The sequence below is a fragment of the Alteromonas sp. AWM4_230 genome (assembly GCF_056158305.1).
In genome coordinates this window covers 2611341-2626035 of sequence record NZ_JBSWTB010000001.1, presented here as the reverse complement: position 1 = coordinate 2626035, position 14695 = coordinate 2611341, and the positions used below count along the sequence as shown (strand labels likewise).

Annotated in this window: 11 protein-coding genes; 1 reads left to right on the top strand and 10 read right to left on the bottom strand. The window is 44.8% G+C overall.

The annotated features are described in order from the left end of the window. Positions 1-46: 46 nt before the first annotated feature. From ACXACS_RS11260 to lrp, 7 genes are all read right to left on the bottom strand, one after another. Positions 47-2980, bottom strand: a complete 2934-nt coding sequence (locus tag ACXACS_RS11260; protein ID WP_474809251.1) for a TonB-dependent receptor domain-containing protein — start codon at positions 2978-2980, stop codon at positions 47-49. Between the two features lie 499 nt (positions 2981-3479). Next, positions 3480-4781 carry a serine--tRNA ligase gene (gene serS, locus ACXACS_RS11255; protein ID WP_474806611.1) on the bottom strand — a complete coding sequence of 434 codons (1302 nt, stop codon included), beginning with the start codon at positions 4779-4781 and terminating at the stop codon, positions 3480-3482. Positions 4782-4791: 10 nt separating this feature from the next. Next, on the bottom strand, positions 4792-5175 hold the full coding sequence (gene crcB, locus ACXACS_RS11250) for a fluoride efflux transporter CrcB (protein ID WP_014949631.1): 384 nt from the start codon (positions 5173-5175) through the stop codon (positions 4792-4794). A gap of 73 nt (positions 5176-5248) precedes the next feature. After that, positions 5249-6556 (bottom strand): replication-associated recombination protein A, encoded by a 1308-nt coding sequence (locus ACXACS_RS11245; protein WP_474806609.1) that lies wholly within the window; start codon positions 6554-6556, stop codon positions 5249-5251. Further along, entirely contained in the window at positions 6543-7382 is an 840-nt protein-coding gene (lolA, locus tag ACXACS_RS11240) for an outer membrane lipoprotein periplasmic chaperone LolA (protein ID WP_474806607.1), read from the bottom strand. Before lolA ends, ACXACS_RS11245 begins: the two co-directional genes overlap by 14 nt. A gap of 16 nt (positions 7383-7398) precedes the next feature. Beyond that, positions 7399-10209, bottom strand: coding sequence for a DNA translocase FtsK (locus tag ACXACS_RS11235; RefSeq protein ID WP_474806605.1), 2811 nt, complete (start codon positions 10207-10209; stop codon positions 7399-7401). 289 nt (positions 10210-10498) lie between these two features. Next, a complete protein-coding gene (gene lrp, locus ACXACS_RS11230; RefSeq protein ID WP_474806603.1) occupies positions 10499-10984 on the bottom strand; it encodes a leucine-responsive transcriptional regulator Lrp in 486 nt (161 codons plus the stop codon). 185 nt (positions 10985-11169) lie between these two features. Here lrp and ald point away from each other — a divergent pair, with 185 nt between their 5' ends. Further along, the gene (ald, locus tag ACXACS_RS11225; RefSeq protein WP_474806602.1) at positions 11170-12303 is read left to right on the top strand and encodes an alanine dehydrogenase; all 1134 of its coding nucleotides are present in this window, start codon (positions 11170-11172) and stop codon (positions 12301-12303) included. Between the two features lie 123 nt (positions 12304-12426). Here ald and pyrF read toward each other — a convergent pair whose 3' ends face one another. From pyrF to ACXACS_RS11210, 3 genes are read right to left on the bottom strand one after another with little or no spacing between them, the layout of a single operon-like run. Then, the gene (gene pyrF, locus ACXACS_RS11220) at positions 12427-13125 is read right to left on the bottom strand and encodes an orotidine-5'-phosphate decarboxylase (RefSeq protein WP_474806600.1); all 699 of its coding nucleotides are present in this window, start codon (positions 13123-13125) and stop codon (positions 12427-12429) included. Between the two features lie 6 nt (positions 13126-13131). Next, the gene (lapB, locus tag ACXACS_RS11215) at positions 13132-14301 is read right to left on the bottom strand and encodes a lipopolysaccharide assembly protein LapB (protein ID WP_474806598.1); all 1170 of its coding nucleotides are present in this window, start codon (positions 14299-14301) and stop codon (positions 13132-13134) included. Continuing rightward, positions 14301-14561: a LapA family protein gene (locus tag ACXACS_RS11210; RefSeq protein ID WP_474806596.1), complete on the bottom strand. Its 261-nt coding sequence runs from the start codon at positions 14559-14561 to the stop codon at positions 14301-14303. Before ACXACS_RS11210 ends, lapB begins: the two co-directional genes overlap by 1 nt. Between the last annotated feature and the right edge of the window lie 134 nt (positions 14562-14695).

The following is a 14695-nucleotide window of genomic DNA, read 5'->3' as shown; positions in this document are numbered from 1 at the left end:
AAAAAAGCCTCCGATTAACGGAGGCTTACTACTTCAAGTCAAATTTTTAGAAGTTATATTTAACGTTAGCAAATACTCTTCGACCGATAAAGTCGTACTGAGAGAATAAAGCAGAGTTACCTAACTCAAAACCACTTCTAGATAAACGAGGTGGCTCTTGGTCAAACATGTTTGCTACACCCACAGTAACATCGAAGTCTTCGTAAACAAATGAGCCCGACAATGCGTGATATGTCGTCCATTTTGTTTCATCAATAAACGTCACTGTTTCGCCATTTAGCGTAGTAGTATTTGTTTCGCTACTGTAGTACTCGTAATCATTAGTAGAGTCGAAGTAGCTAGCAGTCCACGTAATGCTCCAGTCGTCTCTACCATAGGTTAGACGAGCCACACCTACGTGTTTAGGAATACCGTTTTCACCAACTTCATTATTATATGGAGAGTCTTCAAACAACAGGCCATACTTTTCAATCTGCATAGTGTGTTCTACGCGGAAACGAACATTACCCCAATCGAATTCCTCATCATAAGTGAAGTTGTAGTCAACACCACGTACGCGTTGGTATGAAATGTTTACGTAACCACCGTTAACTTGGTCGATACCAAAATCGTTTGCATCTGAACCGTCTCTACGTGTAAATAAATCACATAGTGGCTCGTTAGCAAAATCGATAGAGTTATAACAACGGTTTACGATGTCTGCACCGCCCAAGTTGTCAATCTCGTTTGAAATTTCAATATTGAAATAGTCAATTGAGAAAGCGTACGTATCTTCAGGGCTTGTAAGAACAAGACCGATGCCTTCTGCAACTGAAGTTTCTGCTTCAAGACGACCTACACCACCGCTAGTAACAAGTAATGCTGAACTTCCACCTTGCTCGTAATCCGCAGGAATACCCTCAGATTGACAGTTAGCAAATACTGTATCGTTAATTGCACCTGACTCGAATTGGTTTACATAGTCAAGACACGGGTCGATAGCTAGCTGACCAGCGAAACCTGTCTGTTCTGCAAGGTATAGCTCGTATAGTGCTGGAGCACGGAAAGACGTACCGCGGCTTGCACGAACGCTCACACCGTCGATGATTGACCAGTTCAAGCCTAGTTTAAACGTTGTGTCTGAACCATAAGTATCAACATCGTTCCAACGACCAGAAGCAGTTAAATCCAGGCTTTCGAAGCCAGTAACATCTTCTAAAACTGGAATTTTCACTTCTGCGTAAATTGCTTTAGTTAACTGGTCACCAGCAGTGATACCTGCTCCAGATAGGCCCCAAGAGTTGCCGTTCAGAGTATTCTCTCCAGGTGTATCCTCGATTTCATCTTTTTGGATTTGGAAACCGAATGCGGCACCTACTTCACCAGCTGGTAAAGTGAACAAGTCGCCAGTTACATAACCTTCAAGGGTTTGTTGGTCGTAAGTTGTTTGCCCGCTATCACGGCCAAACAAGAACGCTTCTTGTGCTGGTGTTCTGTTACCGTAAAGGAATTCCGGGTCAGTCCATGGAATGTCAACACAGGTATTACCGCTAAAGTCGGTTACTTCACCAGAACAACTAACGCCATCAGCAGCATTGAACTGTGCCATCAACATAGCATCGTTATAGATAATATCTTGTTCGTACTTACCATCGTTGTAGCTGTACTGGTAAGATAGATCCCAAGTCCAGAAGCCAATATCGCCGGTAGCACCAACAACACCACGGGTATAATCAACTTGAATTTCTGAGCTAAAGTGGTCTGTTAACGCAACAGGGAATACAAAACCATCACCATCAAAGCCATCTAAAACATCAGTAGATAGCGTACCAACATCCGCAGTCCAGAACTGACGATAGTCATCAGTCTTTGTTGTACGACGGCTGTGAATAAATTCACCGTAAACAACTACATCATCAGTAAGATTGTATTCGCCAGTAGCATAAATTGACGCGTTTTGAGTTTCTGGCACAACAGTTTGCGAGCCTAAGAATGGGTGGTTCTGATCCCACCAACCTTCACTGGCATAGTCATCGTTAAATGAAACAGGGTACCAGCCTTCTGGCGTTGTAAAGCCAACGTTTGCATCGTTAATGCTTTCAAAACCATTGTTCGCAAAGAAGTTATCGTAGTCATACGCTGCTTGTAAGCTACCGCCGTATGCTGAAGATACATCACCGTACAACCACAAACCGTAACCGGTTTCGGCACAGTGGTATTCACCTGTACGAGGGTCGATAGGATCGGTACGTGAACCGTCTTCAGCAAACTGTAAACGTTCAGTACAGTTGAAGTAGTCTCGGTCTCCACGGCGTAGCATAGATACCTTGCGGTAGTCAGCGGTTACGCGGAACGAGCCTTCAGCATATTCTTCACCAAAAGAAATATTGATTCGACGGTCTTCACCACCCGATTCCATTGGCTGGCTGATATCAACGTTTACTGTCTTCTCGTCGCCTTTTTTGGTGATGATGTTAATTACACCGGCTACCGCGTCTGAACCATACAGAGCTGATGCACCGTCCTTAAGGATTTCAACACGCTCGATAGCTGAAAGTGGCAGACTGTTCAAATCGAATGAAGAAACTGCACCACGTGTACCCGCAGGTCCTGCACGACGGCCGTTTAATAGAATAAGTGTACGGTTTGCACCTAAGCCACGAAGACCAACAGTTTCTGCACCAGTACCGCCATCAGTTACATAACCAACTGTAAGCGCTGCAGTGATCTGGCTTGAACCTGCTGCTGCAGTACTTGTACGAAGTAGTTCGCCCAATGTCTTTAGACCTTCGCCTTCAGCATCTTCAACAGAAATGATGTCGATAGGTGTGTCATTAGCAAAAGAATCCGTACGAATACGAGAGCCGACTACTGAAATCTGTTCTACTGTTTCAGCGTCTTGTTCCGCAGAATCTTGAGCGGCGACATAAGGCGTTGCGCCTAAGCCCAGCGCTATGATTATCCCCTGAGATAATCGGTTAAGTGTGTTTCGGTTTTCCATATTTGTTCCCTGGAATTCGGCTTTCTGAACAAATAGAGCTACCGAAAGGTAAGTCCATTTATCCATGAAGCTTTCTTTTTTTAATTAAATGTAAATACGACCTATTTTCATTATTGTGATTGAGGTGAACTTACATTTCAGTTTTGTTACGTCAAGCGCAACGTTAGCCAAAAGTATAAGATATAATTGTAAGTGTCAATTATGACTTTAGCGCATGAAATATATGTGATTTATGACCAAAAAGCGCTATCCATTTACATTTAGAAACAACTTTTATTGCTTACTTTTTGAGCTATAAGGTGTTGTTTATATATGGATTTTATTACATGCCAAGAGTTTACTTAAACAGCATACAAACTTACTTAGCAATAAGTATGAGATTCAGAAGTAGGAGGGAGAATTATAAAATCCGATACCTCTTACGGTACCGGATTTTTTGATGCTTATAGATAATAGAGTGGCTTGAAATTGCCATGGATTATCTACTGGTAGAGTTTATTTACGCACTAGTCGCCTTAATCACTTCCTGGCCTGCCATGTAAGGAACGAGTGCCTTTGGAATGGTTACGCTTCCGTCTGCTTGCTGGTTATTCTCCAGTATAGCTACAAGCGTACGCCCTACCGCTAAACCAGAACCATTCAGTGTATGAAGCAGTTCAGTTTTATTCGTTTCAGGGTTACGGAATCTTGCCTGCATACGTCTCGCTTGGAAGTCCAGCATGTTAGAACATGATGAAATTTCACGGTAAGTATTCTGTGCAGGTAGCCATACTTCAAGATCATAGGTTTTACATGCACCAAAGCCCATGTCACCGGTACATAGCAACACTTTGCGGTAAGGTAGCTCTAGCTTTTGCAGAATAATTTCCGCATGACCAGTAAGCGCTTCTAGCGCGTCGAAGCTATCTTCTGGCTTAACTAGCTGTACTAGTTCTACCTTGTCGAATTGATGCTGACGAATTAGACCACGGGTATCACGACCGTAAGAACCGGCTTCAGAGCGGAAACACGGTGTGTGTGCCGTCATCTTAACAGGCAGTGTTTTCGCGTCTAAGATCTCATCGCGCGCAATATTCGTTAGCGGTACTTCTGCCGTTGGAATAAGACTTAGCCCCTGCCCTTCTTCGGTTGCTGGCTTAGTATGGAATAAATCTTCTCCAAACTTAGGCAATTGGCCTGTGCCGTACAAGCTATCAGCATTAACCAAGTAAGGCACGTACATTTCTTGGTAGCCGTGTTCTTGTGTATGGGTATCAAGCATAAACTGAGCAAGTGCACGGTTTAGGCGGGCCATATCGCCACGCATGACGACGAAGCGGCTTCCTGTAAGCTTGCTTGCAGTAGCGAAGTCTAAGCCGTTGTTTAAGCCTTCAGCGACATCTACGTGATCTTTTACTTCAAAATCAAACGTGCGAGGCTCGCCCCAACGAGAAATTTCCACGTTGTCGTCTTCATCTTTACCTTCTGGTACAGACTCATGCGGCAAGTTAGGAATGCCCTGCGTAAGGGTGTTTATTTCTTCTAACAGTTCGCTAAGCTCTGCTTTAGCGGCGTCAAGCTCATCACCCAGTTTACCCACTTCAGCTAAAAGCGGTGCGATGTCCTCACCCTGCGCCTTAGCTTTACCAATGGATTTACTTCGTACGTTGCGCTCGTTTTGCAGATCCTGTGTTCTGGACTGAAGTGTTTTTCTTTTTTCTTCAAGCGAACTGAAAGCTGCTACATCGAGGTTAAAACCACGGGCAGCTAATCGCTTAGCTGTTTGTTCTATATCGCTTCGCAAACACTTTGGATCTAACATGTGTTTCTAATTATCCTTTCATCAATTGAATGGCTAGCCAACCTGCTATTAGGCAAGCGCCAACGTTAAGAAATACATTCGCTGCGGCTTTAAGCCACAACCCGTTTTCTAATAAAGTTAAGGTTTCAACGGAAAATGTTGAGAATGTGGTAAAGGCACCTAATAGCCCTACACCGATAAGCGCTCGGTAAGGAGAGTCGCTTAAATCATGACGTTCGATAAAACCGTACAGTAATGCGAGCGCAAACGACCCGACCACATTCACCGTTAGTGTACCAAACGGCATGTGTTTTCCAAATAAGGAATCAACACTTGTGGTAACAAAATAGCGTAAACAGGCGCCGGTCGCACCGCCAGCGGCAATAAAACAATACAAAGCTAACCCTTGAGGCACGAAAACTCCCTAGCGCATTTTTTTATTAACTAATTCATATAATCTGAACTAGTTGAGTTACTTGTCTGCAACTTTACCTTTTATTGTTACTTCTCGCATTAAGTGAATCGAGAAATTCACGCTTGGCTTTCAAAGCTTTCTCTAAACCGCGCTCGTTAGGATTATACAAGCGAGTACCGGCAAGGCTATCTGGTAAGTATGTTTCGCCAGCTGCGAAGGCATTCGGCTCGTTGTGTGCATAGCGATAACCGTCTCCATGACCCAGTTCTTTCATAAGCGATGTAGGTGCATTGCGTAAATGCATAGGAACCGGTGCATCAGAGGTCTTTCGCGCCAATGCTTTGGCTTCATTAAACGCCATGTAAACCGCATTACTTTTTGCAGCTAAGGCACAGTAAACGGCGGCTTGTGCAATAGCACGCTCGCCCTCTGCAGGTCCTACGCGATGAAATGTATCCCATGCGTTTATACATAGCTGCATAGCCCTGGGGTCGGCGTTACCAATATCTTCAGACGCGATAGCCAGTAATCGCCTTCCCACGTAAAGTGCATCGCCACCGCCATCCAGAATTCTTGCATACCAGTAAAGTGCAGCGTCAGGATCTGACCCCCTCACTGATTTATGAAAGGCTGAAATCAGGTCGTAGAAGGTGTCGCCTTTATTGTCATAGCTTGCTACTTTCTCACCTACCGCATGCTCAACATCGCTAACGGTGATTTCGCTAGCACTTGTGAAGTCTGCGGCCAGTTCTAAATAAGTAAGAAGGCGCCGGGCATCGCCACCGCTTAAATCTATAAGGGCGTTTTTTGCTATATCTTCAATACCAAGGGCTCTGTCACCAAGACCTTTTTCGGTATCACTTAATGCTCTATCGACTAATTCTGATAACGCGTGCTGCTCGAGTGTTTTTAGCACATAAACACGTACACGAGATAACAGCGCTTTGTTTAATTCAAACGACGGGTTCTCTGTTGTTGCGCCTATAAAGGTAACCACACCCGACTCAACAAATGGAAGAAAAGCATCCTGTTGGCTTTTGTTAAACCTGTGTACTTCGTCAACAAACAATAAGGTTCGCTGGTTATAGCGGGCGTTTTCTTCAGCCGTATCCATTGCGGCTCGGATATCTTTTACCCCAGAGGTAACCGCAGAAATACGCAACACAGACGCGTTCGTGTATTGTGCGATGAGTTCAGCAAGTGTGGTTTTGCCTGTGCCGGGCGGCCCCCACAAGATCATAGAATGGCAGTGGCCCGCCTCTAGCATTTTACGAAGTGGTTTACCTTCGCCAAGTAAATGTTCCTGACCGCTGTACTGTTCAATGGTAACTGGGCGCATGCGCGCCGCTAGCGGAGCAAATTCTTGATTAACGCTGGTCATCAACTATGAAGCTATCTGGAATATCAACTGAGAAGGTATCGGCTGGCACTGGGAAACGCGTTTCAATATTATTGAACACTAAGGTGCTGATTTGCTGTTGCGCATCGAGCATATTAAGCGAAGCGAGCTCATTATCTTGATTAAAAGTTAATGTAAGCGTTGCGATTTGGCCACCCTGTTCTTTAGGCGTAATTTGGTAGCTTTTTGAGACGATAACACCATTGATGTTGTCTGCCGCGCCATTTTCAGGTGTTACAGCCGATGAACCGCTATTTAATTGACTGATAGAGAACTTTGACCACGTTGCTTCATCTGTCGATGTAAGCAAAACAATAGGGTTATCTTTAATCGCATTGTCTTGAGATAGGACTGTCACCTGCTCTACAAAGGTATCTACATTCCAAACCGCTTCGCCATCTGCAACCAACAGGGTTTCATCCGGAAACGTGGTTTCCCAGCGAAGCTTATTGGGGCGGGTCATGGTTAACGTACCCTGAGCCTCGTGCACCACATTTTGCTGGGCGTCCAATACTGTTTGCGCAAAGCTTGCACGAAACTGTTTCATATTGCTTAACAATGCCTGCAGCGACGTACTTGCAGAATCATTGATAAGCGATGAAGCTTTAGGCTGACTGGTGTTTACTGTGGTATTAGCCTGAATAGTGTCGTGAGCACTGACAACTTCGTCAGCATTGTTCTTGCCAATAGTTGAACCTGTAGTATCTAATTCTACCGCAGCGTTAGCAGCAGTCATTGCTGTACCTGCCGTTGCCATTGCACTCACAAAAACTGCACTCACAAAATAAACCGAAACTGCTTTATTCATTTATTCAATCCATTCGTTATTCTTTGTGGGGCGGCGGTGCAAGCACCTCACGGTTTCCGTTATGCCCCTGTGCACTTACGACACCACTCATTTCCATTTGTTCAACCAAGCGTGCCGCGCGGTTGTAACCTATTCTGAATTTACGCTGCACACTTGAGACACTGGCACGACGAGTTTCGGTAACAAATGCGACAGCCTCATCATAGAAGGCATCGAATTCTTGGTCTTCACCCTCAGGCTGCTCACCTGGCAGTAAGACTTCCGCCGTTGCTTCGCCATTAAGGATTTCGTCTATATACTCTGGCTCACCGCGCTTCTGCCAGTCGGCCACTACCGCATGTACTTCGTGATCGTCTACAAACGCGCCGTGAACACGGGTAGGTACTGGGCTTCCCGGTGGAAGATAAAGCATATCACCCATACCTAGCAGGGTTTCTGCGCCTTGTTGGTCTAGGATTGTTCTTGAGTCTATTTTACTTGATACTTGGAATGCACAGCGAGTTGGAATGTTGGCCTTAATCAGACCTGTAATAACATCTACAGACGGACGCTGTGTGGCAAGGATAAGATGGATGCCCGCAGCACGTGCTTTCTGTGCGATCCGTGCAATAAGCTCTTCAACTTTTTTGCCCACAATCATCATCATGTCGGCGAATTCGTCCACTACCACAACAATAGCTGGAAGTTTTGCTAAGTCTGGCGCTTCGGCATCCATACTTTCTTCATTCTTCCAAAGCGGATCTTTAATTGGCGTACCGTTAGCAATGGCTTCTTCTACCTTAGCGTTATAACCTTTGAGGTTACGCACACCAAGGGCACTCATTAAGCGATAACGACGTTCCATTTCACCTACACACCAACGAAGTGCATTGGCGGCCTCTTTCATATCGGTCACGACCTCAGAAAGTAAGTGCGGTATGCCTTCATATACTGAAAGCTCAAGCATTTTAGGGTCTATCATGATCATGCGAACGTCTTCTGGCGTGCTTTTATAAAGCAAACTCAAGATCATCACGTTCACACCCACAGATTTACCTGAACCTGTAGTACCAGCAACAAGAAGGTGAGGCATTTTAGCTAAATCAACCACTACCGGCTGACCAGAGATATCTGCACCTAAAACCATGGTTAATGGCGATTTGTTAGACTGGAAGGTATCGCAGCTAATTACTTCACTCAAACGCACCATCTCACGTTTTTTGTTGGGAAGTTCTAACCCAATAACCGACTTACCTGGAATAACCTCTACTACACGAACTGAAATAGCTGACATTGCACGGGCTAAGTCTTTTGATAACCCTGTAATTTTGCTCACTTTAACGCCAGGCGCTAAATCAAGCTCAAAACGCGTAATTACTGGCCCTGGGTACACACCCACTACAGTCGCTTCAATATTGAAATCAGCCAGCTTTTCTTCAACAAGGCGAGAAATACCTTCAATCTCTTCCGGCGTAAGCGGATTTTCATGTTTGTCTGCGCGTTCAAGCAAATCAAACGAAGGCATAGGTGGTAAATCAGGGTCAACCTCACCCGATTTCGCTTTAACCGGCTTAGCACCAAGTGCTGCAGGCGTGAATGCTTGATTGCTTTCTTGGCTCGCTGTTTGTGCCTGTTCTGTTTGTGATTGCGGCGTTTGTGCCTGTGCTGCTGGCGCAGGTGTTTCGCTAACACTTACCGAAGGCGCGGGCTTACTTCCTGTTTCATAGGGTAAGTCTTCGTCAAACTCTTCTAGCTCATCAAAATTAATATGCGGGCTTTGCTGAATCTGAGGCTCACTTTGAATACTTTCACTTTCCGGCGACACTGGCTCATCTTGGTTAGATTTACCCAAGCCAGATTTATCTTTAAAGCTACCCGTTACCGCATTGCGCATACTTGATAATGAAAATGCTGACTTCTTCGTCTCAGGTTCACTTTCGCCCGCATTTGAAAGCGCTTCATCGCTTCGTAAGTTTTCGCTATCTTGTGTCGACTTACCCTCAGCTTGCGCGTTATCACCGCCATCATAAGTATAAAACGGTGGCTCATCATCAAGCTCATCAATACCGAAAGAGGGTTCATTGCGAGTCGGAGTAGCTCTCTGCGTAGGCGTTTGCCGTTGCTGTGGCTGTTCCTGGGCTTGTGCGGAAGAAGCTAAGGGTTCAGCTCGCATGCTGGTAATATCCAGCTCGGCAGTGTCGGTGCTTTCTTGGTTTGAAGATTTATTGGTCAGCGCCAGACGTGGCATTTCAAGTGCCAATAAACTTTGTGGTGCAGACAGGGTTTTACGCCCCAACCACAGCGTTCCTTCCCCTAGCCTATCGATAATAGTAAGCCAACTTATACCTGTTAAAAGCGTAAAGCCAGTACAGAAAAAGCAAAGTAACAATAGGATAGTACCAGCGGTATTAAAGTACGGTATAAGCGCTGAACTAATCACATCACCTACAAAGCCGCCGGCTGAAAAGTTGTAGATATCATCAAAATTGATACTGGCGATGCCCGTTGCGCCAAGGGCCATTAATAACCCACCGATAATTCGCAAACCAATGGTGAGATAGTCGAATTCGTCCAGCTCTTTAATGTGCTGGAAAAGGAACCACCCTAAAAATGCAGAGCCAAATGGGAGCAAATAAGCAAGAAAACCAAATGAAAATAGCAATAAGTCAGCAACCCATGCACCAGTGGCGCCAACCCAATTGTGAATGTCTAATTGTAATCCAGCCTGACTCCAACCTGGATCACCTGGATGAAAAGATACTAGTGCCAGCAATAAGAAGAAGGCGAAAACACAGGCGATAATCATGCCTGCTTCCCACACTCGCTGAACTCCTGTTAATCGCGCCATAACCCTAAAGAACCTTCAATTTCTATCGCATGTAGTTTTATATCGACTAACGGTCTTAGCCTATACGTACTATCTTTGCGTTAAACGCTACAAAGAGCTTAGCGAACTCTTTGCAATCCCTAAATAATTATTATTTGAGTAATGTTGGTAAGTAGCTGAGCCTATTAAAAAAGCTATTGGGATGCTCCCCTACCCTATTGCTTGTGACCGCAACATTCCCTTCGTTGCACACAAATACTGTATTTTTGCACAGCCTACCATAAAAACACACTATTGAGCCATGCTTTCATTACTTCAAATTAATGCGCAGCGATGATGTGCTTTTTACTTCTTCCATCACAACATAGGTGCGCGACTCACTTACACCCGGTAAACGCAATAAGGTATCACCCAACAGCTTTCTATAACTGCCCATATCCGCTACACGGGCTTTTAATAAGAAGTCGAAATCACCGGATACCAAGTGACACTCTTGAATATCGTCATGCAGTTTTACCGCAGCAGAAAACTCTGCAAAGATATCTACCGATGTTTTGGTTAATGTAATCTCAACAAACACGAGCATAGCAGCGCCAAGCTTTTCTGGGTCAACTAACGCGTGGTAGCCCTTTATATAGCCCTGAGTCTCTAATCTCTTGACTCTCTCTAAGCAAGGGCTTGGACTTAAGCCCACCTCTTTAGCAAGTTCGACATTAGATATACGCCCGTTTTTCTGCAGTTGTACCAGTATATTCCTGTCTATCCGGTCAAGGTGTTTAGGCGTCTTTACCAACATATAAAATACCTCACAAGCTATCTTTTAAAGGATTATATGCCACATATCTTCATTATTCAGCAGATAGTTCGTTTTTTTATGACGTATACTCGCCAAATAGGTTTACGGGCTTTCAAGACCGATTGCTACGAAACAAAGTTCAACCAGAGCCACATAGAAGCTCGTTATAAAATTGAGGACGATACATGTTAGTTGGTGTACCAAAAGAAATTAAGAACCACGAATATCGTGTTGGCTTGACGCCAGCAGCAGTAAAAGAATTTGTTACTCATGGTCATAGTGTTCTTGTTGAAACTAATGCCGGTGATGCAATCGGTTTCACTGACGAAATGTATGTAGACGCCGGTGCTGCGATTGCACCTACTGCTGAGCAAGTATTTGCTGAAGCGGAAATGATTGTAAAAGTGAAAGAGCCTCAACCAAACGAATGTAAAATGCTTCGTAAAGGCCAAACGCTTTATACTTACCTTCACTTAGCCCCAGATCCTACGCAAACTAAGTTGTTAGTTGAGTCAGGCGCTACGTGTATTGCTTATGAAACAGTAACTGACGACCGCGGTGGTCTTCCATTGCTTGCACCAATGAGTGAAGTAGCGGGCCGCATGTCTGTTCAAGCTGGCGCGCACTACCTTGAAAAAGCACACGGCGGCAGCGGTACCCTTCTTGGTGGTGTACCCGGTGTAGCGCCAGGCAAAGTATTGGTAATTGGTGGTGGCGTTGTAGGAACTAACGCTGCGAAAATGGCACTAGGTCTTGGTGCTGATGTCACCATTCTAGACCGTTCACTTCCGCGTCTTCGCCAGCTTGACGATATCTTTAATGGTCAAGTTAAGACGGTTTACTCTACGGTTGATGCTATCGAGCATTACTCTTCTAAAGCAGACCTTGTTGTTGGCGCAGTCCTTATTCCTGGCGCAGCAGCACCAAAGCTACTTACCCGTGAACAAATTAAAGCGATGAAGCCGGGCTCTGTGCTTGTAGATGTTGCTATTGACCAAGGTGGTTGTTTTGAAACGTCTAAAGCTACTACGCACCAAGACCCAGTTTACGTTGTAGACGACGTGGTTCACTACTGTGTAGCAAACATGCCAGGCGGCGTTGCGCGCACTTCTACTATGGCGCTTAACAATGCGACCTTGCCATTTGGTTTGGCTCTGGCAAACAAAGGCCCAGCGAAAGCTATGTTAGAAGACAAGCATTTGCTGAACGGCTTGAACGTTCACGAAGGTAAAGTAACCTATAAAGCGGTAGTTGATGCACTAGGTGAAGAGCTCGGTTTAACCTATACGCCAGCTGAAGTAGCGCTTAAAGGCGAATAAGGTTTTTCGATTATTTTAATGGCTCTAGATCACTCTCGTGAATAAAGAGCCTTAAAAATGGCTTAAAGAAAAAAGCTCGGTATGTGAACGCCACATCCGAGCTTTTTTGTATTTGCATTAAGTCTAACCGTTTATTGATTCGTTTACGGACTTCAATACTGCAATAGGGTCTTCTGCTTTCGTGATAGGTCGCCCCATAACTAAATAGCTTACGCCTGCTTTCATTGCATCAGGTGGCGTCATAACACGTTTCTGGTCGCCAGCGTCAGCGCCTACAGGGCGAATACCTGGCGTAACTAATAGAAAGTCATCGCTGTGTTTTTCGCGCAACGCGCTGGCTTCCTGCGCTGAACAAACGATGCCGTCTAAACCTGCTTTTTCTGTTAGTGCTGCCAAGCGCAGTACTTGTTGCTCTGGTGTTACGCCGCTTACCACGTCAGCCAGTTGCGCTTCGTCCATGCTGGTAAGTACGGTGACCGCAATAAGCTTAGTGTGTGGGTTACTGCTTGTTGCAATCGCCTCTTTAGCCGCTTGCATCATAGGTAGGCCGCCGGATGCATGTACGTTTACCATCCATACACCTAGCTCCGCCGCTGCTTTACACGCTTTCGCTACAGTATTTGGAATGTCGTGGAATTTGAGATCCAAGAAAACGTCAAAGCCTTTAGCAATTAGCGCTTTTACGAATTCCGGCCCGAATAAGGTGAACATCTCCTTGCCCACTTTTAGCTTGCATAAGCTTGAATCTAATTTATCAACAAACGCCAATGCAGTGTCTTTATTGTCATAGTCTAATGCAACAATAACGCGTGGGTCATGCATGTTCTTTTATTCTCCGTCTAGCCCTTTAATAGGTTTTACTACACCCCACTTTTTACAGCTAGGGCATAACCAATATAATTTTCGACCGGAAAAGCCACAGCTGCCACAGCGATATTTAGGGCGCTGCAACATTTGCTTTTCCACCAATTCTTTAAGTAAGCGTAAACTATCAGCCGTAGTTTTATCTGAAAGCTGATCTATATAAAGCCCCATAAGGGTTTTAAATCCGCGCATGGTCGGGCGTTTACGAAGCTGTTCTAATAGATATTCTGCGGCTTGGGCTGTTTCACCGCGCTTCATTAGCACATCAACCATGGCTAAATAAGACGTTGCACACTCTTGCCAATGCGCTTCTAAGTTTTTCTGAAAACTTTCCCAGTCATCGGTTTCTTCCGCGATTTTTTCAAGGCTAGGCACGGCTTCGCTAAACCAATTGATATCGCGCTCTGCAACTTGGGTAAAATAGGCATTTGCGTCAGTAAAGCGTTTTTGATTAAGCGCTATATCACCTAACATCAGCCAAGGTCTAACTGCATGTTCATCTGCATTTACCGCTTTCTGTAACAGTGTTAACGCTGCTCCTTGGCTTTCGTTCTTTAACTCAACCGCTGCTTGCTCACAATAAAAATGGGCAAGACGTTCGCACAGTTCATCGTTATCGCCATGACATTGCACCATACGCTCTGCTAACTCTATCGCTCTTTCCCATTCTTTCGTGGTTTGATAGATGCTAAACAGCTGCTGCTGAGCAACTAGGTAATGTTTTTCACTGTTTAAAAGCTGAAGAAATGCGTTTTCCGCGCGCTCTAAAAAGCCGGCTTGCGTATAGTCGTGACCGAGTTCCCGAAGCGCATTTTCTCTTTGCGCTGGTTGTAGTTCGTCGCGACTAACCAAGTTTTGGTGAACTTTAATAGCCCGATCTATTTCACCGCGGTGACGGAAAAAGCTGCCCATGGCAATATGGGTTTCAACCGTATCACTATTCACGTTAATCATTTTGATTAACGTATCAACGGCCTTATCGGGCTGATCTGAAAGTAAAAAGTTTAGCCCTTTGTAATAATGCTTAGATAGGATACTTGACTGTTTTCGCTGCGCTTGACGGACACTATTGCGCCCCATTATCCAACCATACCCTGCCGCAACAGGTAAAAGGAGAAACAGCAGTTCGAGCATTAGTGGTCTTGTTCCAAACTCTGTATTTTAGATTGCGCAGACATTAACTGAACACGAAGTTTCAGCCAACTCATTAACATGATTAAAATGCCGATACCCACGCCTATTGAAAGTGTAATCGCAATCAATGTTGATAAGCGAAGATTCGCCTGAGCAATGAGATAATTAACTGTTACTTGTGCTTCATTTTGAGAGCCAATCACAAATGCAATGGCAAGTAGCACTAAGATAATGAGAAACGCTATGATCCCTTTCAACACTCAACCCTTTTTTATTGATTTATTTACAAGAATAGCAAAATGCGAAAAGAGATAACACTAAAAGCGTGTCGGAAATGCTGTTATACCAATACACATAGATAATTGTCTACTCAGAAGGCGCAGGCAAGTTTCCT